Here is a 22,571-nt window from a genome sequence, read left to right as displayed (position 1 = left end):
CATGACACTTGCTGGCTCACCATACATACGGATGAGCCAGCGATGATCGAAGAAAAAAATCTTAAGCCTCACTAACCGTCGCCACCAGCAGCGCCGCGTGCTGCAACAGCATAATGGTCTTGCCATCGACAATCTCCCCGGTGCGAATCATCTCCAGTGCCTCACTCAGCGGCAGTTCCAGTACTTCAATATCCTCGCCTTCATTTTCAAACCCGCCGCTCTTGCCGGTGTTCAGGCGGTCATCGGCAATGACGAAGTAAGGCCTCTCCGTGACCGAGCGTCGATGCGTTGTCGCACCGCGCGGGCAGTATCCAGTGGTGGCAGGGCGATGGTGCGGTAGTCGTCCATGAAAGCGGTGTCCCTCCCTGCGTGCGAAATACGCCATCAGGATCTGCCGACGTATTGCCTGACGAGTCACTCGTCATCGCTCCGGCGCTTGAGCCTCAGGAGTAATGCGAATATTCTATTTTAAGGAATAAATTTTAATTTTATTCTGACTTTGAAAATATCATGCATGGATCCGGAGGGGAGGAGATATTCATGGTGGATGTTCCGACAGCCTTTGCGAGCGAGCCGGCCCTGGCCGAGCGTGCGGCCGAAATTCTCAGGCACAATCTTTACGCCAATATCGCGACCTCACGAGATGACGTGCCGTGGAATACCCCGGTGACGGCGTTGCCGGATGCCCATCTCAACTTCTACTGGTCCTCGTGGACTGCGGCGGAGCACTCGCAAAATATCGCGGCCAACGGGGCCGTGTTTCTCACCTTCTATGATTCGACGCGGGCGCGTGGCACCAACAATCTGATGTGTCTTTATCTACAGGGCGTGGCAAGAGAGGTGACGGCGCCACAAGAGGCCCGTCGCGCTTTCGAGCGGCTCTACCCCGGAGAGAGCGTCGATCTGACGGATTTTCTGGGGGAGGGGATCAAGCGCTTTTACTGTGCAGAACCGCAGCAGGCCTGGTTGAACTGCCTTTCCGAGAAAGAGCTTGAACCGACCACGCTGAAGATGCGCACGGCCGTCTCGCTCGATGCCCTCAGAAAGGCGCTGGCCTGACGCCATGGAAGATTTTGAATCCCTGCGGGTCTTCGTCTGCGTGGCGAAGGAACTGAGCGTTACTGGTGCGGCCAGGCGGCTGGGCAAGAGTCCCTCCAACGTGACCACGCGGCTGCAGAAACTCGAAGAGAGCGTCGGTGCGGCACTGTTGGTGAGAACGGGCAAGCGTTTTGCACTCTCCGAGACGGGCGAGGTGTTTCTCGGCTATGCCGAGCGGTTGCTCAGCCTGCGAGAGGAATCACTGCACGTCGTCTCTGGCGGAAGGGCGCCCGGTACGATCCGGCTTGGCAGCATGGAAGCCACCGCCGCGAGCCGGCTGCCGGCATTTCTGGCGTCGTTTCATGCCGACTTCCCCGACGTCAGGCTCGAGCTGCGTACCAGCCCCTCCCTGCAACTGATCGATGACGTTCGTGCGGGCAGGCTTGATGCTGCGTTTCTGGCGTTTCCGCCGTCGTCCATGGATGGCACGTTCCCGGAGAACAAAGAGCGTCTGGGGCTGGAAACTCTCGATGTCTGGGAGGAGTCGCTGCTGCTGTTGCATCCCGCAGTCAACCAGGGGGCTCCGGGGCTGGATGACGTCTCGGTGCGCACGCTTGCCGCATTTCCTCAGGGATGTACCTACCGGCGGCTGGCAGAAGAGGCGCTGCAGATTCCCGGGTCGGCGGACTGGCACATCCAGGAATCTCCGTCGTATCACGTGATGGTCGCGCTCGCCTGTACCGGTCGCTGTGCCACGGTATTACCGGAGAGCGTTTACCGGACACTGGCGCCTGTCGAATCGCTGCAGCCGATCCCGCTTGGCCGGGTGATGACGACGCTGGTCTGGCGCGCGGGCTACGATACACCAACCTTCCGGAACTTTTGCGCGACACTGCAGCGCCAGACCGGCGCCGATTAGCAGGGCCTGGACCCTGAACGTCGGGGACGCATCGGTGACGATTTCGAACGTCTGCTCTCCATTGCCGATTTCTCTCCCTGCGACCCCGATAGGCGTAGCGTCACGCCGAAACTCCCCGCTCAGATCGGCCACATGCGCCAAAATCGATAGCCCGCGCTATGTGGGAAGGAGTGTCGAGACCAGGGCTCGGCGCTCTTTGGCATCAAAAACATGCCAAAGAGGTAAGACCAGTTGTGATGACTAAAGTCCAATTGTGGCCATAAACGAATCGCCCTAGTTTTATTTCATGGTCGAAAGGGGGCGATTTTTGTTTAAAGCTTTTATCTATAGCCCTTTTAAAAGTAATTTTTTGATTAAAGAAGCATGTTAACTGGTAATACCAGTGGAGAATAGAATGACTGAGCGGGCAGGCGAAGAAGGCAGCGAAATACCACGCGGTGCTGAAAAGGTGTTTGGTTATTTCCGAGATCAGATTCTGTCAGGTGCTCTGGCCCCCGGTGATCGATTGCCCAGTGAGCGGGAGCTGGCACTGTCGCTGGGGGTAGGGCGGCCGCTGCTGCGCGAAGTGATGCGTTCGCTGGACATGCTGGGCGTGCTGGATATTCGCCACGGCAAGGGCGCCTTCGTGGCGCGTGCCAATTTCGGAATGTTGTCGGACTTTTTCACCCTGTACCTGACTCAGGAAAAAAGCGCGCTGGATGACGTGATGCAGGCGCGTATCGCCATTGAATGTCAGGCCATTCGGCTGGCCTGTGACAGAGCCACGGATGCCGATATTTCCCGCATCGAGACATGTTTTACACAATTGACGCAGACCGTGGATGACCCGGAGCGTGGCGGTCTTTCGGACTACGAGTTTCATATCGCCATTGTGGAGGCGAGTCACAGCAAAACGTTGATCGCGCTCTATCACGCTATCTCCACGATGCTTTTAAAAAGCCACGTTGAGCGGCGCAGAACAACGGCCAATGCGCCCGAGATCGTCGAAAGCCATATCGACTCCCACCGCCAGGTCTTTCTCGCCATCGTTGAAGGCGATGGCGAGATGGCGCATCAACGGCTCCGCGAACACTTCGCCATCGGTGATGAACTGCGTCGGCGAAGCATCATTGCCGCTCATCGAAAGAGTGGCTCCAGCACTTGCTCAATCGATAATGAAAAGTGAGGCGCGCATGTTCACGAAAATCGGCATGGGATTGGCAACGGCAGTACTGGCGCTTGGGCTGAGTACCCCGGCCTCGGCTGAAACCCTGCGTTACGCCCACGTGGGGGCAGAAGGCGATCTACAGACCCGTTACGCCTCGGAGGCGGCACAGGCCATTCAGGACGCCACCGATGGCAACATCAACGTCCAGGTGTTTCCTGCGAGCCAGTTGGGCGGCGTGGCAGAAATGGTGGATGGCGTCCGCATGGGCTCCATTGATATGGGGCATCACGATTTCGCCTCGCTGGCGCGAATCGTGCCGGAAGCCGCGGTGTTCAATGCGCCTTATATCTACCGTGATGCGGAGCATGCTCTGCACGCGACCGCGCCGGATTCGCCGGCGGTACAAAAAATCAACCAGCAGCTCATCGACAAGGGCGGCGTAAGAATCATCGGCAGAATTTATCGCGGCAAGCGCCATATCTCCTCGAATTTTGCAGTCAAGTCTCCGGATGATCTCTCCAAAAAGCCCTTCCGCGCCGTGCCGCTGGATCTCTGGGTCTCCATGGTCAAGGGGTTTGGGGCCACCCCGACACCGGTCGCCGTCTCGGAACTGCCCACGGCCCTGATGACCGGGCTGGTGGTCGGCCAGGAAAACCCGCTGACCATGATCAATGCCAATCAGCTCTACGAAGTCCAGTCGCATGTGTCGCTTACCGGCCACATGGATTCGGTGCTGGCGGTCTTTGTGAACGAGCGCAAGTGGCAGTCGCTGGAGGAATCGGACCGACAGGCCATCGAAGCAGTGCTTGATGACAAGGCCGAGCAGTCGCTGCAGTGGGCGCAGGCATCAGAGAGCGAGCTGATCCAGACCTTGCAGGACAAGGGCATGACCGTTTTTGGCGAAGAAGATGGCCTGGATGTGGCTGCCTTCCGTGACCAGGTGCGGGCGCAGATCGACAAGGACTTCCCGAACTTCAAGCCCTATATCGAGATGATCGCCGAGGTCGAGTAATCGATCGCCGTGAGCCGCCATATCCGTGGCTCACGGCTGACGATGAAAGCGTCGCCAACAAATTAGTGGCGCACGGCAGGCGGTGAAATCGTCTCTAAAGGAGAAGCGGACATGCCTCTGATCAGGCGGCTGCTGGAAGGAATATGTGCCCTGTTGCTGGCGGGCATCGTGCTGGTGCCACTACTCCAGGTCGTTTTACGGGAAGTCTTCGTCAGCCCGATGGTGGGGGCGGAAGAGTTGACCCGCTTTCTGCTGGTCTGCCTGGTGTTCATGGCCTATCCGCTGGTGGTCGACAACGGCGAGAACATTGTCATGACCGAGCTGCGCGAATCACTGCCGACGGCCCTACGCAAACCGTTGAAACTGTTGATTGTGGTCTGCGCGATCCTGACCAGCGGTTTTATCGCCTATGCCACATTCATGACGGTGCAGACCAATCTTGGCAATACCACACCGACGCTCAAGATTCCCTTCTGGCTGTTTCTGGGGTCGACCCTGCTGGGATTTGGTGGCGCGTGCCTGCTGCACCTGGTTCACGGTGTTCACCCGCCTGCCTCGGAAGTCGGACCCAACCAATAAGGGGGAGTCATGGGTATTGCCTTGATCATTGGCTTTCTGGCCCTGTTCGTTCTCGGTTTTCCGGTCGTTTATTCCATTCTGATTCCCTCCATTGGCTATGTCCTGATCGAAGGCTTTCCCAGTGGGTTATTGGCTCAGCGCATCACCTACGCGCTCGACAGCTTTCCGCTGGTCGCCGTGCCGATTTTCATCTTTGTGGGCAACATCATGAATCTGGCCGGCGTCACGGAGCGTATCTTCCGGTTTGCTGACACGCTGGTCGGACGCGTACCGGGCGGGCTGGCTCAGGTGAATATCTTCTCCAGCCTGATCTTTTCAGGCATGTCCGGGGCGGCGCTGGCCGATGTCGGCGGGCTGGGCAAGATCGAGATCGAGGCCATGCGCAAGCGCGGATTTTCAGCGCCATTTGCCGGTGCCATCACGGCTTCTTCGGCGGTGGTGGGCCCCATCTTTCCGCCCAGCATTCCGTTGATCGTCTATGGCTCGGTGACCAGCGTCTCCATCGTGCAGCTGTTGATTGCGGGCATCGTTCCGGCCCTGATCTGTATTGCGCTGCTGATGATCACGGCGGCCATTCTGGCGCTGCGTCATAATATGCCGCGGGCGCCACGCCGACCCACTCTGGGCGAGATCACTGCGTCGCTGATGCCGGCACTGCCGGCACTTCTGGCACCGGTCCTCATGATCGCCGGGATGATGAGTGGCCTGTTTACGCCGACAGAAGCCGCAGCGGTGACGGCAGGCTACGTCCTGTTGATCAGTGGACTGGTGTATCGGGAATTGACCTGGGCGCACCTCTGGAGCGCCATGATGGTTACCCTGCGCAGCACTAGCGCTATCCTGATCATTGTGGCCGCCGCCTCGCTGTTTGGCTGGATTCTGGCCGTTGAACAGATTCCGCAGGCCTTCGCCGGCTGGATACTTCAGGTCTCGAAGGACCCGTTGATGCTGCTGTTGATCGCCAATCTGATTTTCTTTGTGGTCGGCATGTTTCTGGATTCCACGACGGCCACGCTGCTGGTCGTTCCCGTGATCGCACCGCCCATGGTGCTGGCGGGGGTGGACCCCGTGCATCTGGGCATCGTGGCGATCTTCAATCTGATGATCGGCCTTTTGACACCGCCCATGGGGCTTTCCCTGTACTTGATTGCCTCCATTGCCAGAATTTCCCTGCGTCAGCTGCTTTGGGCACTGCTTCCTTTCTATATACCGCTGCTGACCACCCTGGCGATCATCACGTTTGCCTCGGATCTGGTGCTCTGGCTGCCCGGTATGCTTCGCTAAACAAACCCCAGGAGTAAACCAATGAAGATAGTGATTGGCTCGGACCACGCAGGCCATCGGCTCAAGGCGTCAGTGGTGGCCTTTGTGGAATCGCTTGGGCATGAGGTGATCGACGTGGGCTCGTATGACGACGTCCCGGTGGATTTTCCCGACATTGCGAAAGCACTGACGAGCAAAGTGACGAGTGGCGATGCCTCCCGAGGGCTGATGGTGTGTGGCACCGGCGTGGGGGCTGCCATTGCCGCCAACAAGGTCAGGGGCATTCGCGCAGCGGTGTGCCACGATATCCACTCGGCCCATCAATGTGTCGAACATGACGACGTCAACGTGATGTGCATCGGGGCACAGATCGTCGGCCCCTGGCTGGCCAACGATCTGATCAAAGCCTACCTGGATGCCGAGTTTTCCACGGACGAAGAATTTCGTCGGCGCGTGGAAAAGCTGTACGCCATGGAAAACGACGGGTAGGGGCATCACGTGGAAAGGATGGGGCATTCCTGAATGGCAAGGCCCGCCCATGGGCGGGCTTTTTTTTGATAATACAAAAGAAAACTTTAGTGTTTATTCATGCTTTGAAAACCTCCAGAGAATGCAGCTTTCGAGATAGGCTCGGTTTTCCGCTGAAAGTCGCGAAATGCCTGCATGACGAGCAAGCTCCAGAGCCTGGTCTTGACTACTCAGAAGTGAAGCCTCATGACGATCATAGAGCTCGGCAATTTCAGCTCGAGAGATATCCCGAATTGAGCGATTCAGTTTCGATCGGAACGTGACCCTGTTCGAGTAGCTTCCTGCTGACCAGAGAAAATCGATATCGTCTTCGCGGTGTATTTCGACGTGTCCCAGCGCGTTGGCTACCTGTTCGGAGATGCGCCGACCGGTTCGTTGCCAGCCGTGTATGTTCGCGATGCGCTTACCAAGCAGACCCAAAGGTATGGGGCCCTCGTGCTCAACGATATTGGCCACAAGAAGTTCCAGGGTCGGAATGTAGTCCTGATGATAGAACTGGACGGGATCAGGTACAGGTTGGTCGAGGCCCGTGGCTGCTGATTTTGCGAAGTGCTCAGAAGACACTGACTTCGCGAATACAGGCGTCTCGCTCGTGGGTGAGCCTTCCTTCTTCATTACTTCAGAAGCCTGATCGTTTGCGAGGCTATGCGGCGTAACGCCACTCTCCGGTTCGGTATGTGTGGTGCAGTCAGTGGTACTCTCTTCCTGATCGGTCAGTTCAGGGGTGGTTTTTTCTGCTGCCCTCCTGCTGCGGTCTGTTTCCAGATGCTCTACAAGCATCTTGTGGATGCGGTCGGCAACCATACCCGGGTTTCGAAACCAGTCAGTGGACCAGATGCGCAGGATGGTCCAACCAAGATTCTCAAGAACCGCCTGTCGAATCTTGTCCCTGTCCCGCGCCGTAGCAGAGCCATGATACGTTGCGCCATCGCATTCGATACCAGCCATATACACGCCAGCATGATCCGGATGGACCACGCCCAGATCGATGCGAAAGCCTGAAACGCCGATCTGTGGGCGAAGTTCCCATCCTTTTGCCTCGATTGCCGCCTTGATTGCGCCTTCAAAGACATTCTCGACCGAACCCAGTGAGCCTTCGTCCTGCGCCGGCAAGGCTATCGGGCCACGCGCGGCGAAGTCGAGAAACGCCTTGAGATGCTTCACCCCAGTGGCTTTGGTACGAGTGAGATCGATCTGGTCGGCGCGTATGGAGGCAAAAATGTGTAGCTCCTGCCGAGCGCGGGTCACGGCGACATTCAGACGCTTTTCGCCACCATCACTGTTCAAGGCGCCGAAGGCCATCGAAAGTCGGCCTGCATGATCCGGTCCAAAGGTGATCGAAAAAAGCATCACATCGCGTTCATCGCCCTGGATGTTTTCCAGGTTCTTGACGATCACGGGTTCTTCCCGGGCATCTTCGAAGAACCATTCCAGATCAGGATTTTGCCGCCGCTCTTCGTCGAGCAGATCGAGGATGAGGCTCTGCTGCTGAATGTTGAAGGTGATGATGCCCAGCGTCAGGCGATCTTCCTCGGGCCATGTCAGCCATTCGCTCAAGCGACGCACTGTCTTGTGCACGATCGCACGCGCCTCTGCATCATTCGTGCGTCCCTGACCACGCCCGTAAACACCATCTACCTGGTGTAACGTTACCGCCTCGGAGGCAGTCGTGGGAGACGGGAAGGTCACTAGGCGACCGTCGTAATAGTGCCAGTTGGAGAAGGCAATGAGCGATTCATCCCGGCTGCGATAATGCCAGTCGAGCTGTTGAGTCGGAATACCGGCCGAAGCCACTTCGTCGAGGATGGACGCCAGATCGCGTTCTGCTTCGGGCATGTCCTCATCGCCATCATCACTGCGGCCAAAGAAATTGGTAGGGGGTAGCTGCTTGGGATCACCCACAATGATGGCCTGACGCCCGCGGGCGATCGCGCCGATGGCGTCCCATGTCGTGATCTGAGAAGCCTCGTCGAAAATCACGACGTCGAAGGCGGCCTGTCCAGCAGGCAGGTACTGTGCCACCGACAGGGGGGACATCAGTACGCAGGGTGCCAGCCTGGTAAAGCTGTCCGGCATTTCCGAAATCAAGGTTCGAATCGGCATACTTGGCCGTTGAAGAGTCAGCTGGTGCCGAAGCGTGCCGAGTTCGGATCGTCGTGGCACAGCGTCCTGAGCCGGCAGGCCATGCTGAATACGGTTTAGAACCTGGTTTGCAGCCATCTCCGTTGCTCGATCATCAAGCTCCTTGAAGCGTTTGATCGTGTCCTCGTGCGCCCAGTGCGAAAAACCGCGTAACGGTGGCTGTGCATCTATCGCCAGTGGCAGCCACCAGGCAGCATAAGCGGACACGAAGGCCACCTCGACATCACCTTTAAGGCGACCCTCTTCGATGGCCTCTACCAGTGGCGCCAGGCCAGCGGCATCGGCCTGAAGCCGAACACTGATCCATCGTGTCCAGTCTGAAAGATGGTCCTTGTATTCCAGAATCCTGTCGAGACCCTCGGAAAGTTCGGATAGCGACAGTTTTTCAGGATCTGATTGTGAAGCCTGGGCAAAAGCGTTCGCGCAGCTATCCCATTTAGAGTGCTTCTGTGAAAAGTGGATCACTGCGCGCCGCAGATCGCCTTGCGCGCGCTGGGCCAGACTCAGCCTGGCCGTTTCCCAGCGAGTCTGATCCGATACGGTTGGTGCAAGGGCATCCAGAATCGCTTTCAGGCTGCCTGCTTGCGCCACCCAGTTCATCAGTCGGTCTATATCAGTGTTCACACCGTCAGCAGCAGGACACTGCTGCAGGACGTTGTCCATGATCTCTGACTGTAAGCGCCTAGCGTCTCTCATGGCGGCAATATCTCTGTCAGGGTCAGCCTGACCGCTCTCAACATAGGTCTGAAGGAGTTTGCGCACCGAAGATTTCGCGAAGAAGGCAAGCGGCCAAATCTTCGCCTGGGCGAGTCGCCAGCTCTCGTCCAGTTTATCTAGAGGAATATCTTCAAGCCGTTCCATTGGATAGCGTGCCGAAGCACGGCCTATGGCGCTGTGATATTGGTCAAGCAGATCGCGCAACTCCTGTGCCTGATGTTGTATTTCTGCCATATCGCGCGATAGGCACCAGCTTACGTCTTCGCCGGTAGCGGATATTTCAGCAAGCTGCTGAAGGATATCGATCTGTTCAGGAGCACCGGTGCCACTCCAGCCCAACCCGGACTGGTGAGCAAGTCCCTCGGCGGCATCGGATAGCTCATGTGTCGCAGAAGCCATTACAGCAGTCTGCTCAAGAAGTTCGGCCTGCCAGGCGAAGGACCAGTCATCCGCTTGAATAAGCGGCAATGGTTGTCGCTCCTCGATGATTTCATGACATCGGCCCAGCGACTCGGCTATACCTCTTAGCCGCGCATAGCTGTTTGAATCGTGAGCATCCTTGTTCGGAAAGGAAAGTCTGAACGGCGGCATCTCCCCGCGGTTTCTCCAATGGCCTGAAAGATGCTGAAGCCCTGAGTTCCTCTTTCATGCAGCGCAGCGACATAAGCATTCAATTGGTCGCGGGTGACAGAAAGATCGTCGGTCACCTTTATCCACTCTGCTTCGGAATTTTGCGCCGCACGCTTCCAGCTGCGTCCGAGCTGCGATAGTACTGATTTGCGATCAGCCTTGTTGGAATGCAATTCCAATACCGCATCTCCCAGCCCATGTGCTGCTAGACGACGATGAACCACATCCAGCGCCGCGGATTTTTCAGCAACAAAGAGAACGGTTTTTTGCACCGCGAGGCATTGCGAGATGATGTTCGCGATCGTCTGGCTCTTGCCTGTCCCCGGCGGGCCGATGAGAACGAAGTCATATCCTTCCTCGGCCGCTAGAACGGCTGCAAGCTGAGAAGAGTCCGCAGGCAGAGGGGTGAAAAGATCACGTGGTGCAAGGCGTCGATCTACATCCGTAGCATCAGGGAGCCCCGGGTTTCCTGCGGCAATAAAAGGCTCGGACGGATTGTCGACCAGATGCTTCACAAGCGCGCTTTTTCGCAGGCTGTCGGTACGCTCGACCAGATCCTTCCACATCAGGAACTTGGAAAAGGAAAAGGTCGACAGAGCAATATCTTCAACTACTTCGAAGCCTGCCACCTCTCGTACTCTGCGTCTCATGACTTCAAAGATTCGTGGCAGATCAAAGCCGCTCTCGTCGCGGGGCAGCTCGCCTTCCAGCTCAGGCACCCCAAGTTCGAAGTCTCTTTTCAAAAACTCAAGGAGCGTTGTATTGAAGCGAACCTCATCTTCATGATGCTCGATGAAAAATTCGGACTGTGCAGATTGCCGGGTAATCTTTACCGGAATAAGTAGAAGTGGCGCACGATAGCTTTGAGTATCTCCTTCCGATTTCTTCCAACGCAGAAAGCCGGCGGCAAGGAAAAGCGTATTGGTGCCCCCTTCCTGCATGTCACTTTTGGCACGTCGGTATAGCTCCAGAAGCCGTGAGCCGGCCTCCTTGCGAGTCAGAATCGTTGCAATCTGTCCCCTGGAAAAAGCGTCCATGGCCACTTCTTCGAGGAGTTTCGGCTCCTCCTTGACCAGCATATCTCGCGTTCCAACTGGGTCTTCATCTTTTAGCGCCAGCACGCGGAATTTTTTGCCACCGGCAAGCTGATCTTCAAGTGATGAAACATCCGGACAGAAAAATGAAAGCGTCTGCTTGCTGTCCTTGAAATTCAGCAACCGGTTGCGCAACGAGAGGTCCAGCAGCTTTCTCTGCCACCGTAAGATTCGATCTGCAGGCGTTGAAGGCTCTTCTTCGATCAGCTCACCCGGCAGCATTCCCAGAGACAGTGGTTTTGGAAGTGCTGCGGGACTTGCCGGTATATCTGCTATTTCAGTAGCGGGTTCACTACGGTGGCTTGCAAGAGGGCGCACTCGCGCCGCACGGCCCCGACGAATGTCGATGGCCATGATGAAATCATGTTCATTGCGCTCTGAGGTAAGCTCGCGCGCACGCTCAATGGCTTCTTCGAATCCAACGCTGGGACGTTTTGTGAGCAGGGTGGTTTCCAGACTGACGAATTCTTTGGCATCAAGCGCCTTGCGGACGGTCATGACGTCCGGTTCGCCGATGGTTCCAAAATCTCTGTCGGTCAGCCATACGCCGGTCCAGGCATGTCCTTCACAAAACAGAACGGCAGGATTGAGTCCAGCTGCCTCAAAACAGGCCGCCAGAAACAGTGCACTGTCCAGACAGGTCGCGAGCCCTTCAGAGCGGATACGGCCAGGGTCACGAATTTTTTGTCCCTGCCGTTCGAAGCTGGCAGGGGGAACGGCATAGGTCAGTCCCAGCCCGGTAGCAGCAGACCAGATGGCTCCTGCCAGCATCCATGCACGTGATGGGTCTCTGGACTGGTAGCCATCCATGCTGCCGCTTTGTCCTGTTGCCTCAAGAAGTCGTCCTGCTTCCTTTAGTACTCCGGCCACGACCGTATCGTTGGGAGAGACGAAGGCTGCCAAAAGATGTGCCATCTCGCCAACGCCGCCCCATTCATCGCGTGCCAGCATCTCGATAGGGCGAGTCTCGGACAATAATTCAACATCGTCCTGCCACACTTGTAGCGTAAGTCTTCCTGTTTCAGCTTCGTTAAGCCCACCAAGAAGCACTGTGTCCAGTGGGGTTTCCAGATCGTGCAAGGCTTGCTGTTTTCCGGGTGCCAAGCGATCCAGTTTCCAGACCTTGGGGCGCAACAGACCCGGTTGACAGGTCAGCTCGACAGTAAGGTTCTCAAGTGGTACATCCGATTGATTCTCCAAGACGAGCTTCTTGAGCACTGAAACTCCATTTTGGGATGATGCAAAGTTTACTTTTTCCGTCGTGACAAAAGTCAGCAAGGGCGAATGGTTGGTATCCTCATCGATTGTTTTGCAGAGCATCCCTGAATCCTGATTAGATAATTTTAAATTAATAATGATTTTAATTGCTCAGCTGTCAATGCTTGGGTAGACAACATTTCAGGAAACTCTGAAAACAATCGCAGCAATTTTTCCTGTTTAGCGGGCAGGGGGGATAGGAGAGCATTACCTTGCATCAGTTTTTGTTACTGACCTGTCCTTGGTATCCACATACGCATGGTTTACCCAAGGCATTGTTATGCGCTATCTCGAAAGCCTGATGTGATCATCGGCATGTGGGTGGACGATATATAGAAATCTGTTAAAAAAATTCTGCTTTAGGTCCAAGGGCAGAAAAGCAGCCTGTACTGTGTATTTTCTTCTTTTGATCGAGCAGGTATCGAACGCTGTGGCATCAGCATGATGTGCACGCGCCCTGTCAGGGCCGGCGCTGGTTGAATATCGACGGTATCGGACCACTGGAGTTCGAGCACACCGCTCTGATCATTGATGAATCCCGCCATCTGCGGCTGGTCTATTACGCCGCGCTCGGTGGCCAGCCAGGCGTGCCGTGTCTGCTGGAGATGCTGTCAGAGCGCGCTGCGGGTATGGTCTAACCGTTTCTCCATCCAGAAATTCCTCAGCACCTGCCCCCGCCGCTCGATCGCCTGCGCCTTCATGACCTCAAACCCCTGAGCCTCAAAGAAGGGCCGGGCGGTAAGGCTCGCCTCGGTCGTTAATTGATGCATGCCGCGTTGGCGAACAGCCTGTTCGGCGGTCATCAGCAGCGCACTCGCCACGCCGCAGCGCTGATGGTCCGGGCTGACAAACAGCATATCGAGATGGCCGTGATCGTTGAGGCTGGCAAAACCTGCCGGAGTATCGTCCAGCATCGCCAGCCAGGTGAATTGGCGTTCAAGGCTGTTGGCCCAGACGCCTGGATCAATGTGGCCGGCCCACGCTTCGATGTCAGCTGGCGTGTAGTCCCGTGAGGCCACCTCGCGTACGGCGCGCTGAAACAGCGCAAGCGTGGTGTCGGCGTCACCGGCGTGGTAGTCGCGTATGACAAATAAGCGGTCAGGCATGGCGCTTTCCTTGCAGCGTTATTCTTCGCGACCCGTTCGGGCCCATGATGACTGACATCATCAGCGGGCACTTGTCGTGAGAGCGGGCTACACCGCCTGGCGAAACCGCATGTAGTGCCGTTGATCCTGCGCGTTGGCCAGCACATCGGCATGCACCCCGAAGGTCCGGCGCAGTCGATGGGGCGTGAGCACCTCCTCGGGCGGGCCGATATCGACCAGTCTGCCATCCTCCAGCACGCCGACCCGATCGCAGTCCATGGCCTGATTGAGATCGTGCAGGGCAATCACCACCGTGATGGGCAGTGCCCGCACCAGCCCAAGAATCGAGAGCTGATGGCGAATGTCCAGATGGTTGGTCGGCTCATCAAGCAGCAGGATATCGGGCTGCTGGGCCAGTGCCCGGGCAATCTGTACCCGCTGGCCTTCGCCGCCGGAAAGGGTGTGCCATGGTCGCGTTTTCAGAGGCTCGATGCCAACATCGTAAAGCGCGCGCGAGACGATTGCTTCGTCCTGAGGCGACCAGCCGCGCATCGGCGAGAGATACGGCGTGCGACCCAGCGATACCGCCTGATGCACGCTGATGCGATCGCTGGCCATGGCCTGCTGTTCAACCAGGGCGATGGAACGGGCAATATGGCGCTGGCGCATCCGGTACATTGATTGATCCCCCAGCCATACGTCGCCGGTATGCGGCTTCTGCAGTCCGGCCAGAATGCGCAGTAGCGTCGTCTTGCCGGAGCCGTTCGGACCGATCAGGCCAAGATTCTCGCCGGGAACGGTCTCAAGGCGAATGTTATCGAGCAGCTGGCGGCCGTTGACCTGCCAGCTGATATTCCGTGCGCTCAGTTTCATGTCAGGCGTGCTCCGCGTATCAGAATCAGCGCAAAGGCCGGCGCACCGATCAGGGAGGTGATGACCCCGATCGGCAGCACCTGACCGGCAATCAGCGTTCGTGAGACCACATCCGATCCGATCATGAAGATCGCACCGGCAAGAGCGCAGGCCGGCACCAGTCGGGTATGACGGCTGCCCACCAGAAAGCGCATGGCATGGGGAATCACCAGACCGACAAAGCCGATCGCACCGACCATGGAGACCATGACCGCGGTCACCAGCGCCATGGTCGCAATCAGAATGCCGCGTACCGGCCGAACGGCAATGCCCATGGAGGCGGCGCTGTCGGTGCCGAAGGTAAAGGCGTCGAGCGCCCGGCGATACCACAGACAGATCGCCAGGCCTGCCAGTACCGCGGGAATGGCTAGGCGTACATCGTCCCAGCGCACGCCGGAAAGACTCCCCAGCAACCAGAACATGATGCCGCGCGCCTGCTCGGCACTGGCCGAGCGTGCGATGATAAATGCGGTCAGTGCATTGAAGAGCTGCGCGCCGGCAATGCCGGCAAGAATGATGGCGCCCGAAGCCTGCAGGGCGCCACCGCGCCCGCCGGGCCCGGCAAGATGGGCCAGAACGACCACCATGGCAAAGGCCAGCATGGCGCCGCCAAATGCACCGCCGGAAAGCGTCAGAGCACCGGCGCCCAGGCCCGCCACGGTGACGGACACTGCCCCGGTCGAGGCACCGGCGGAAATGCCCATCAGGAAGGGGTCGGCCAGCGGATTGCGCAAAAGCGCCTGAAGCACCACGCCTGACAGTGCCAGTCCGGCGCCGACACAGGCCGCGACGATCGAGCGACTGAACCGATAGTTCCAGATGATGCCGGCATCGATGCGATCCACCGGGTAGCCGGCATCCCAGAAGTGATTGGCCATTACCTTCAGGATGGTCTCTACCGGAATCATGGTTTCACCGATGGCGGTGCCGGCCATCAGGGTCATGGCCAGCAGCACGGTGGCCAGCAGGCACCAGCGCCACGGCAGCGACCATCGCGAGTGTGCCGTGATCGCCATGCTCATGAGTCAAACGACATGTTCGAGAGGGCATCCGCCAGAGTCTCGAGCCCGTAAATGGTGCGCATGGTCGCGCTCATGGCATGGGCATCCATCTCGATGATGTGACCCTCTTTAACAGCGGTCATCTCCCGCGCCACCGGATCGTTTTCGAGAAACGCTCGTTTGACGGCGATGGCATCTGCCGGATAGCGACGACGATCCATGCGTGCCAGCACGATGATGTCGGGATCGGCACGCACCACGGTCTCCCAGTCCACAGTAGGCCACTCTTCATCGGATTCGATCACATTGTGAATCCCGAGCGCCTTCATCATGTAGCCCGGCGCGCCCAGCCTGCCGGCCATGTAGGGAGCCGCGCCGCTGGCCGGGGACGAGAACCAGAACACGGCGGAAAGATCCGCGGGCAGATCAAGGCTTCGGGCCCTGGCGACGGCCTTTTGCTCGCGCGTCCTGAGGTCATCGACCAGTGCGGCGCCGGCCGCCTGCACATCAAAAATGGTGGCAAGTTCGGTGATGCCCTTGTAGATCGAGTCCGGCGTAAAGGCGCCGGTGCGGGTACCGTCACCGCCGGTACTGTTGTCCTTGGTATCGCAGTCGGCCGGCATGATGTAGGTATTGATACCCAGCTCGCTGAACTGTTCGCGCGTGGCCACGCTGCCGGCTGGCCCCACGTGCCATTCGTACTGCACGGCCACCAGGTCGGGGCGCCTGCTCACGACCGATTCAAAACCGGGATCGTTGTCGGCCAGACGTTCGATGTGCTCGTTGTCTTCCCGAAACTGCGGCAGTACCGGCGTGAACCATACCGATGTGCCCTTGACCCGGTCTGACAGCCCCAGGGCGTAGAGAATTTCCGTGGCGGACTGACCGATGGTGATGACGCGCTCGGGGGCCGATTCAAAGCGCATGTCCATGCCGCAGTTATCCACGGTCAACGGGTAGTCGGTGGTATCGGCCATGGCGCACGACGCCGGCAGGAGCAACAGGGCCGCCAGTGAATGGCGTAGAAAAGTCATGGAGAGGAGTTCCGGATGTCATGAATGATTGGAAGTACCAGCGGATCAGAGTTTCAACAGGGCCTCTGGTCTTCAATTGATACGTTATAACATAATTTTTATGGCCTGAAATAGAACGCTGAATAGATCGAATTGCTCGCGATGGCTGCTGGCGCTCGAGCTGATGTGCTTTCCCTTGCTGGTATTCACGATGCGATAGACGCGTATGATGCATGGGCAGGTAAGCATGACGCTATCCTTGAGCAAGGCTTTCGTTATGGCCGTGCCGGGAGGCTGTCATGCAAACGCTATGGATGGACTGGCTGTTCATTGCCGGGCTGATTCTGCTGCCGGTTGGTGCCGGCATGGTGATCATGGGGATTTACGTTCGCACCTTTCGCGCCGTGCTGGTGGGCGTGGGGCTGCTGCTGGTGGCCGCCGTCATCCTGCTGGCCGGCCCGTAGCGCCATGCGCGTGCCCCCGGCAAGGGCGTCAACTGCCCTTACCGATACACCATATCCAGCTGCGTGAACGCGCCCCGGGCGTGGTCTTCCCGGAACATCTCGTGGTCGCGGCGCACGCGCTCAGCGGCCTCTTCGGCAAAGGCCACCATGTCTTCGGTAAAGAGTTCCGGGGGACCGATGGCCTCGATGATCGCCGGTTCGATGTCGTAGTCCACCCGGCCGGCTTCGTCGGAGAGGGCGTGCACACCGGCCAGGACCCCGCCGCAGATCCGGGCATATTGTCGCCACTGCTTTTTGGACAGCTCGTCCAGATCGATGCTGTCGCGAAAGGGCGCGCGCTCGCGGGACATATAGCTGCGTCCGTCAAACTCGATATGGCCGTAAAAGCGATCGCCGCGAATGAGATGCACCGCCTGCGCGTGGGTGATGCGCTCGGCGCGGGTGTCCATCTCATGGCCATTGTGCGGCACCAGACCGGTCAGCGCCGAGCGCCGGGCCTGCTTGTATTCGATGATCAGATCATCCGTGCCGTTGCCCTGTGGGCCTTCGATCAGCACGTAGTAGCGGTCCAGCCCCAGCGAGGCGGTGCCCTGACCGCGCCGAATCGCCACGTCCCTGACGCGCATGGCGGTGCCATCAGAGGCCATGGCGCGCGGCGGCACCTCGATATGATTGCTCTTGATCAGCCGGTCGGTGATCTTCTGGAACTCATCAATTCGTGAGGAGATCGGCACCAGCTTGTCGGTCGAGCGAAAGCGCCGGCCGCTGTCGTCAAGATAGTCCTCCTTCAGCCAGTCAGCGCGGGCCTCATGGGCATCCTCGAACAGTTTACGGATCAGCTTCGGGGCGTTATCCAGGCGCATCTCCTCGTCCTGCTCGGTGCCGTCGCGGGCCAGCCGCGTCATGGCGTCGATATAGCCTTCGATAAAGCAGCGCACGATCCTGCTCTGATGCTTTGACTTGAGCTCGCCCTCGGTCCCGGCGGCAATCATGAAGCCGGTGGCGCCGCGCCTGAGGTCCCAGGTGAAGGGGGCGTAACAGGCCTCGTCGAAATCGTTGACCGAGAAGATCGGCACGTTGTTGACGTTGGGCATGATGCCAAAGTTCTCGGGATGCACATCACCAAGCGCCAGTACGGTGGGCATCCAGCCGTCATCGCCGGCCATGTCGCGATAGAACAACAGCGCCGTGCCGCGAAAAAACGAGAATAGCGAGTCGGAGAGCTGGTTGAACTTGAGCGCGGTCTCTTCGTTACCGTCGGCGATGCGGGTCTGGTGATCCTCGCGCAGGGTCTGGCGCACGTGTCGGCGTCGCTCGAACCCGGTCAGCACCCGCGGGCGCAGGATGAACTCGCCGTCGGCGACTGCATTGGCCAGCCGGCGAAAGGTCTCCAGCCGTGTCCCCACCGTCTGATGTGGGCCCTGTGGGGCATCACGCTCGAGAGCGGCTGCAAGCTCTGCCTTGCTCATCGAGGCGCGTCCTTCGATGCCGCGCTGCTGCGCCAGCTCGTAGAGGGCCTTGCGTGTCTGTCCCGTCACTTCGGTCATGATGATCTCCTGAAGTTCCCGTTCCCTGTCCCGTTCACCAACCCTGTTACCATCCTGGTCGGGCAGGGTGCCGATAGCTTCCAGCCTGGCCGATTTGTGCGTGATACGCCCGGTCATCGCACGCATCCTGATATGCGATGGCGCAGTGAAGGGCAAGTCGCGTTAAGCTGGGCCTCCCCGGCGCGCGGCACACCGGCAGAGACCTTCATGGATGATTCACGAACCCGGTAACGCAAGCATGACGATAAAAGGGTGGCGGTTGTGGCGGGTAGCGATGGCAGTGCTGTTGCTGGCGGGGCTGATGCTGACAGGGGTGTGTCAGGCGCAGGAAGACAGCCGTGGTGGTGAGCCGGGCTGGTATGAACTTGACGCGCTCAACGTCGGACTTGAAGGCAGCCTCGATGACACCAGCCTTCGATCCCCCCGCGAAGCGATGCGACAGTTCATGAAGTTGACCGGCAAGGAGGATTTCAGGAGCGCTGCACATATTCTCAACCTGGAAGATCTATCGCCGGAAGAGCAGCGCATCCAGGGACCGGAGCTGGCCCGACAGCTGATTGAGGTGTTTCGACGGGGCAAGTGGATCAATATCTCCCGGCTCTCGGCGCGTCCGGATGCCGTGATCGAGGATATCTCCGGCAAGGACCCGCGCGCGGGTGAAGTGCGTCGCGATATCGAGCTGGCCTCTCTCGAGGTTGGAAACGATGCTTATGATATTCGTCTGGGGCGGTATCAGGTGGGGGATGATGAGCCGGTCTGGCTGATCACACCGGAGAGCGTGTCATCAATTCCGGCGCTTTATCAGCGCTACGGCCCGTCGCGTTTCGAGGCCTATATCCCGGCACCTCTGAAGCAGAATTTCGGGCTCCTGAGAATCTGGGAATGGATTGCCATTCCGCTGGTGCTGCTGGCGATCGGTCTGATCGGCCGGGCCGTGCACTGGCTGATGACGGCTTTGACACGGCTTGTGCCGTCCGGCTCACCGAGCATCTTCATGACCCAGATCCGAAGCCCCACGGCGCTGATCGTGATGGCACTGGTCATGCAGACGCTGATCGAGTTTGTGGTGTCCTTCTCTGCCGTTGTGGCCACAACGCTCAGGGTGACGCTGACCATTGTCATGGCCTGGGGCATCGGTGTTATCGCGCTAAGGCTGATCGATACCTTCATGCTGCACATGACCCGGCAGATGGCCGGAGAGATCGATGATTCCAAGCCGCGCGACGAGCGCAAGCTCCTGACCACGCTCTATGCCGTGCGCCGGGTGATCATCCTGATCATGGTCATGCTGGTGATGGTCTATGTACTCGGTCAGGTGCGCCTTTTCGAGACGCTGGGCATGTCGATTCTGGCCTCGGCCAGTGTGCTGGCGGTGCTGGTCGGTATTGCCGGGCAGGCGGTGCTGAGCAACATCCTGTCGTCGTTTCAGCTGTCGCTGGCCAAGCCCCTGCGCATCGGCGATCTGGTGATGTTCGAGGGCCAGTGGTGCTACGTCGAGAGCATCTTTTATACCTACATTCTGCTGCGGGTCTGGAACGAGCGCCGCCTGATCGTGCCGGTGACCTACTTTGCCTCCCGACCCTTCGAGAACCTGTCGGCCAAAAGCACCATGGAGTATCGAAGCCTGGAGTTGACGCTGCATCTCAACGCCGATGTGGCCTGCCTGCGCGAGAAGTTTCTCGAATTTGCAAAACAGGAGAAGAACGTCATCGAGCACGAGAAGCTGCTGTGCTGCGTCACCGCGCAGACCGCTGCGGCGCAGACCATCACGTGTTTCTTGATGACGGTCGATCCGCTCTCCGGCTGGGCGGCCGAGGCCAGTATCCGTGAGAAGCTCATGACGTTCATTCGCGATCATCACCCCGACTGGTGGCCGCGTCAGGTAGTGGTGCTCAGTGAGCAGGACATTGCCCGTGGCGAGCATGCGGTAGAGCGCTCGTAACCGCGCCCTCAGGGGCGGCAGTGATAAAAAATCCCCCGGGGCGCTCGCTCCGGGGGATGAGGATGACGCCTGATCAGAACCGTGTGGTCAGGTGGCCGTGGTGGCAGGGTCTTCCCGGTCTTCGCTGGACGGGTCAGCAGGTGTGTCAGAAGGGGCCTCGGGCATCACGGCCTCGTCCTCGGGAGTGGCCTCGGGAGTAGCTGGTTCGGTCCCAGGCGTAGCGGTGCTGTCGTCAGGCGTAGCCGCGTCGTTTTCCGGCGTCAGGGCGTTGTCATCGGGCGTGGCCGGAGCCGTTCCGGGGGCAGTGGTACTGTCACTGCTGGTGGCCGCCGGCGCTGTCGAACCTGCATCATCCCGCGTTACGCGCCAGACGGCGTTGGTCAGGTCATCGGCAACGATTACCGAGCCGTCCGGGGCAACGGTCACGCCCACCGGGCGGCCTCGAGCGCGGCCTTCATCGCTGAGAAAGCCGGAGACGAATTCCTTCGGATCGCCGGCCGGCCGGCCGTTTTGAAACGGAATGAAGACGACGTTGTAGCCTACCGGATCGGCGCGGTTCCAGCTGCCGTGCTGACCGACAAATACCCCGTCGCTGTACTCGCCACCCACCTGCGGTGTCGAGAAGGCGATGCCCAGCGGAGCGCGGTGCGAGGCCAGACTGTAATCCGGTGCAATGGCCGACTCGACCTTGTCAGGATTTTCCGGCTTGACGCGCGGATCAACGTGCTGGCCCCAGTAGCTGTATGGCCAGCCGTAAAAGCCACCGTCCTGAATCGAGGTCAGATAGTCCGGTACCAGATCCGGGCCGAGTTCGTCGCGCTCGTTGGCCACCGCCCACAGCGTATCGGTACCGGGCTGAAAGGTCAGTGCCGTCGGGTTGCGCACGCCGGTGGCATAGGCACGGTGGGCGCCGGTCTCGGCATCGATCTCCCAGATTTCGGCGCGATCAACCTCGGCCTCCATGCCGCGCTCGGTGATGTTGCTGTTGGAACCAATGCCGACATAGAGATACCGGCCGTCGGGGCTCGCCGTCAGCGCCTTGGTCCAGTGGTGATTGATCTCGGAGGGCAGTGGTGTGACCACCTCGGGCGGACCATCGGCGGTCGTCTGGCCTTCCTCGTAATCAAATCGCACCAGCGCGTCCTGATTGGCGACATAAAGGCCGTTGTCGGTCAGCGCCAGGCCGTAGGGCGCGTTCAGATTCTCGGCAAAGACCGACTGCTCGTAGCTGCCGTCGCCGTTGGGGCGCAGCAGTGTCAGGCGATCGCCACCCTTGAACGAGCTCTTGCCTTTCGCCTTGATGATGCCGGCCACGAAATCCTTGGGCTTGAGCTTCGGGGCGTTCCCGCCACTGCCCTCGGCCACCAGGATATCGCCGTTGGGCAGCACCAGTGTCTGGCGCGGAATCTTCAGATCGGAGGCGATCTCCGTGATCGAATAGCCCTCGGGCACGATGGGTTTGCGATCTCCCCAGTCGGCCGGCTCCGGGACCGTCATGCTGGGCAGCAGCCCGCGCTGCGGCTCGGGCAGGTCCGGGTTGGCACCGTACTGCGGCGTGTCTGCCAGGGCACTGGCGCTGGCGGTCATCAGCGCAATGACCAGAGGCGTGGTGAGGGTGATTCTGGACAGGGTCATTGTGCTTTCCTTGTGACGGTGGCGGTAAAGCCGATCCAGGCAGCAACCAGTGCCAGAATGGTCACGATGATCGACAGGATCAGGCCGGTGGGCATCATCGCCCAGGCGTCCATGGCGTGGATCAGCGCGTTGACAAAGCCCAGCAGAAAACTCACCAGAAGAAGAAGCATCTGGATCAGCCCGCGGCGGCGGTTGCCGGCGGTAAACAGGCCGAAAAGGGCACACACAAAGGCGAGGCCGTTACACACCAGAGCGCTGGCGATCAGCCAGGACGCAAAGGTGGCCCACTGGATCTCATAGCTTGCCATATAGGCATAGTCACTCAGCGCGGCGCCCAGAAAGAGCACGAAGGTGCCGGCAAGCACCACCCCGTGCAGCGGATTCAACCCGCGTCGATGGGTATATTCGACAGCAGCATTCACGGCAGACCCCCTGAAATCATTGAAGGAAAACTGGTGCCACGGCGGCACGTTATTGTCATGAGCGTTCAATGACAGCGTAGCCGGTTTGCGGCGCCACGAAAGAAGCACTTTCGGCCTGGACCGAACCTTACGGCGTTGTGAATAAAAGGCATGACGCGCCATGGCGTTAGCGTGACGAGCGTCATCCACTCCGGCCGGGTCGGGAGTCAGGCCCGGGTCAGGAG

At 59.0% G+C, this 22,571-nt stretch carries 18 protein-coding genes and 2 pseudogenes; 10 read left to right on the top strand and 10 right to left on the bottom strand.

Going from position 1 to position 22,571, the window contains the following annotated elements; genetic code table 11:
* Positions 1-61: 61 nt before the first annotated feature.
* Positions 62-418, bottom strand: a complete 357-nt coding sequence (locus BM079_RS16955) for an NUDIX hydrolase (protein WP_139215294.1) — start codon at positions 416-418, stop codon at positions 62-64.
* A gap of 122 nt (positions 419-540) precedes the next feature.
* Between BM079_RS16955 and BM079_RS10345 the strand changes: the two genes are divergently transcribed.
* The 7 genes from BM079_RS10345 to rpiB all read left to right on the top strand — a co-directional run bounded on the left by BM079_RS10345 (position 541) and on the right by rpiB (position 6,447).
* Positions 541-1,059, top strand: coding sequence for a pyridoxamine 5'-phosphate oxidase family protein (locus tag BM079_RS10345; protein ID WP_175489669.1), 519 nt, complete (start codon positions 541-543; stop codon positions 1,057-1,059).
* Complete coding sequence (locus BM079_RS10340; RefSeq protein WP_217639677.1) at positions 1,034-1,957, top strand: LysR substrate-binding domain-containing protein; 924 nt, start codon at positions 1,034-1,036, stop codon at positions 1,955-1,957. Before BM079_RS10345 ends, BM079_RS10340 begins: the two co-directional genes overlap by 26 nt.
* Before the next feature lie 394 nt (positions 1,958-2,351).
* Positions 2,352-3,122 carry a FadR/GntR family transcriptional regulator gene (locus BM079_RS10335; protein WP_090133691.1) on the top strand — a complete coding sequence of 257 codons (771 nt, stop codon included), beginning with the start codon at positions 2,352-2,354 and terminating at the stop codon, positions 3,120-3,122.
* A gap of 7 nt (positions 3,123-3,129) precedes the next feature.
* Positions 3,130-4,116, top strand: a complete 987-nt coding sequence (locus BM079_RS10330; protein WP_090134247.1) for a TRAP transporter substrate-binding protein — start codon at positions 3,130-3,132, stop codon at positions 4,114-4,116.
* Between the two features lie 111 nt (positions 4,117-4,227).
* On the top strand, positions 4,228-4,695 hold the full coding sequence (locus BM079_RS10325; protein ID WP_090133689.1) for a TRAP transporter small permease: 468 nt from the start codon (positions 4,228-4,230) through the stop codon (positions 4,693-4,695).
* A gap of 9 nt (positions 4,696-4,704) precedes the next feature.
* Positions 4,705-5,979 (top strand): TRAP transporter large permease, encoded by a 1,275-nt coding sequence (locus BM079_RS10320; RefSeq protein ID WP_090133687.1) that lies wholly within the window; start codon positions 4,705-4,707, stop codon positions 5,977-5,979.
* 21 nt (positions 5,980-6,000) lie between these two features.
* Positions 6,001-6,447, top strand: a complete 447-nt coding sequence (gene rpiB / locus BM079_RS10315; protein ID WP_090133685.1) for a ribose 5-phosphate isomerase B — start codon at positions 6,001-6,003, stop codon at positions 6,445-6,447.
* A 93-nt stretch (positions 6,448-6,540) separates the two neighbouring features.
* Here rpiB and BM079_RS16775 read toward each other — a convergent pair whose 3' ends face one another.
* Both BM079_RS16775 and BM079_RS16770 read right to left on the bottom strand, forming a co-directional pair.
* Entirely contained in the window at positions 6,541-9,936 is a 3,396-nt protein-coding gene (locus tag BM079_RS16775; protein WP_217639676.1) for a DUF3320 domain-containing protein, read from the bottom strand.
* Positions 9,870-12,389, bottom strand: a complete 2,520-nt coding sequence (locus tag BM079_RS16770; RefSeq protein ID WP_217639675.1) for a DUF4011 domain-containing protein — start codon at positions 12,387-12,389, stop codon at positions 9,870-9,872. The genes BM079_RS16775 and BM079_RS16770 overlap by 67 nt, the downstream gene beginning before the upstream one ends.
* A 359-nt stretch (positions 12,390-12,748) precedes the next feature.
* Between BM079_RS16770 and BM079_RS16600 the strand changes: the two are divergent.
* Positions 12,749-12,964 (top strand): annotated as a pseudogene (locus BM079_RS16600) (MmyB family transcriptional regulator); the annotation flags it as partial.
* Here the strand turns inward: BM079_RS16600 and BM079_RS10305 are convergent.
* From BM079_RS10305 to BM079_RS10290, 4 genes are all read right to left on the bottom strand, one after another.
* Positions 12,938-13,432: a GNAT family N-acetyltransferase gene (locus BM079_RS10305; protein WP_090133683.1), complete on the bottom strand. Its 495-nt coding sequence runs from the start codon at positions 13,430-13,432 to the stop codon at positions 12,938-12,940. The pseudogene BM079_RS16600 and the gene BM079_RS10305 sit on opposite strands and share 27 nt — an antisense overlap.
* Positions 13,433-13,519: 87 nt before the next feature.
* Positions 13,520-14,284 carry an ABC transporter ATP-binding protein gene (locus BM079_RS10300; protein ID WP_090133681.1) on the bottom strand — a complete coding sequence of 255 codons (765 nt, stop codon included), beginning with the start codon at positions 14,282-14,284 and terminating at the stop codon, positions 13,520-13,522.
* Complete coding sequence (locus BM079_RS10295; protein ID WP_090133679.1) at positions 14,281-15,345, bottom strand: FecCD family ABC transporter permease; 1,065 nt, start codon at positions 15,343-15,345, stop codon at positions 14,281-14,283. Before BM079_RS10295 ends, BM079_RS10300 begins: the two co-directional genes overlap by 4 nt.
* Positions 15,342-16,358, bottom strand: coding sequence for an ABC transporter substrate-binding protein (locus BM079_RS10290; RefSeq protein ID WP_090133676.1), 1,017 nt, complete (start codon positions 16,356-16,358; stop codon positions 15,342-15,344). The genes BM079_RS10295 and BM079_RS10290 overlap by 4 nt, the downstream gene beginning before the upstream one ends.
* Before the next feature lie 278 nt (positions 16,359-16,636).
* On the opposite strand from BM079_RS10290, the gene BM079_RS16730 reads away from it, so the two are divergent.
* On the top strand, positions 16,637-16,801 hold the full coding sequence (locus BM079_RS16730; RefSeq protein WP_175489668.1) for a hypothetical protein: 165 nt from the start codon (positions 16,637-16,639) through the stop codon (positions 16,799-16,801).
* Positions 16,802-16,839: 38 nt separating this feature from the next.
* On the opposite strand, the gene BM079_RS10285 is transcribed toward BM079_RS16730, so the two are convergent.
* A complete protein-coding gene (locus BM079_RS10285; protein WP_245742973.1) occupies positions 16,840-18,465 on the bottom strand; it encodes a DUF2252 domain-containing protein in 1,626 nt (541 codons plus the stop codon).
* Positions 18,466-18,586: 121 nt separating this feature from the next.
* On the opposite strand from BM079_RS10285, the gene BM079_RS10280 reads away from it, so the two are divergent.
* Positions 18,587-20,290 carry a mechanosensitive ion channel family protein gene (locus BM079_RS10280; protein WP_090133674.1) on the top strand — a complete coding sequence of 568 codons (1,704 nt, stop codon included), beginning with the start codon at positions 18,587-18,589 and terminating at the stop codon, positions 20,288-20,290.
* Between the two features lie 357 nt (positions 20,291-20,647).
* On the opposite strand, the pseudogene BM079_RS10275 reads toward BM079_RS10280, so the two are convergent.
* Both BM079_RS10275 and BM079_RS10270 read right to left on the bottom strand, forming a co-directional pair.
* Positions 20,648-21,877, bottom strand: a pseudogene (locus BM079_RS10275) (PQQ-dependent sugar dehydrogenase); the annotation flags it as partial.
* 44 nt (positions 21,878-21,921) lie between these two features.
* On the bottom strand, positions 21,922-22,347 hold the full coding sequence (locus tag BM079_RS10270; RefSeq protein ID WP_090134243.1) for a DUF2231 domain-containing protein: 426 nt from the start codon (positions 22,345-22,347) through the stop codon (positions 21,922-21,924).
* Between the last annotated feature and the right edge of the window lie 224 nt (positions 22,348-22,571).

It is taken from the genome of Kushneria avicenniae (genome assembly GCF_900112585.1).
Classification (GTDB): domain Bacteria; phylum Pseudomonadota; class Gammaproteobacteria; order Pseudomonadales; family Halomonadaceae; genus Kushneria; species Kushneria avicenniae.
The sequence above is the reverse complement of the archived record's forward strand: the minus strand, read 5'-3'. Positions and strand labels throughout refer to the sequence as shown.

What these genes read in the sequence shown, in the direction of transcription:
- BM079_RS10345 (WP_175489669.1), top strand. Translation starts at nt 541, where the DNA reads ATGGTGGATGTTCCGACAGCCTTTGCGAGCGAGCCGGCCCTGGCCGAG.
- BM079_RS10340 (WP_217639677.1), top strand. Translation starts at nt 1,034, where the DNA reads ATGCCCTCAGAAAGGCGCTGGCCTGACGCCATGGAAGATTTTGAATCC.
- BM079_RS10335 (WP_090133691.1), top strand. Translation starts at nt 2,352, where the DNA reads ATGACTGAGCGGGCAGGCGAAGAAGGCAGCGAAATACCACGCGGTGCT.
- BM079_RS10330 (WP_090134247.1), top strand. Translation starts at nt 3,130, where the DNA reads ATGTTCACGAAAATCGGCATGGGATTGGCAACGGCAGTACTGGCGCTT.
- BM079_RS10325 (WP_090133689.1), top strand. Translation starts at nt 4,228, where the DNA reads ATGCCTCTGATCAGGCGGCTGCTGGAAGGAATATGTGCCCTGTTGCTG.
- BM079_RS10320 (WP_090133687.1), top strand. Translation starts at nt 4,705, where the DNA reads ATGGGTATTGCCTTGATCATTGGCTTTCTGGCCCTGTTCGTTCTCGGT.
- rpiB (WP_090133685.1), top strand. Translation starts at nt 6,001, where the DNA reads ATGAAGATAGTGATTGGCTCGGACCACGCAGGCCATCGGCTCAAGGCG.
- BM079_RS16775 (WP_217639676.1), bottom strand. Translation starts at nt 9,936, where the DNA reads ATGCCGCCGTTCAGACTTTCCTTTCCGAACAAGGATGCTCACGATTCA.
- BM079_RS16770 (WP_217639675.1), bottom strand. Translation starts at nt 12,389, where the DNA reads ATGCTCTGCAAAACAATCGATGAGGATACCAACCATTCGCCCTTGCTG.
- BM079_RS10305 (WP_090133683.1), bottom strand. Translation starts at nt 13,432, where the DNA reads ATGCCTGACCGCTTATTTGTCATACGCGACTACCACGCCGGTGACGCC.
- BM079_RS10300 (WP_090133681.1), bottom strand. Translation starts at nt 14,284, where the DNA reads ATGAAACTGAGCGCACGGAATATCAGCTGGCAGGTCAACGGCCGCCAG.
- BM079_RS10295 (WP_090133679.1), bottom strand. Translation starts at nt 15,345, where the DNA reads ATGAGCATGGCGATCACGGCACACTCGCGATGGTCGCTGCCGTGGCGC.
- BM079_RS10290 (WP_090133676.1), bottom strand. Translation starts at nt 16,358, where the DNA reads ATGACTTTTCTACGCCATTCACTGGCGGCCCTGTTGCTCCTGCCGGCG.
- BM079_RS16730 (WP_175489668.1), top strand. Translation starts at nt 16,637, where the DNA reads ATGCAAACGCTATGGATGGACTGGCTGTTCATTGCCGGGCTGATTCTG.
- BM079_RS10285 (WP_245742973.1), bottom strand. Translation starts at nt 18,465, where the DNA reads ATGACCGGGCGTATCACGCACAAATCGGCCAGGCTGGAAGCTATCGGC.
- BM079_RS10280 (WP_090133674.1), top strand. Translation starts at nt 18,587, where the DNA reads ATGACGATAAAAGGGTGGCGGTTGTGGCGGGTAGCGATGGCAGTGCTG.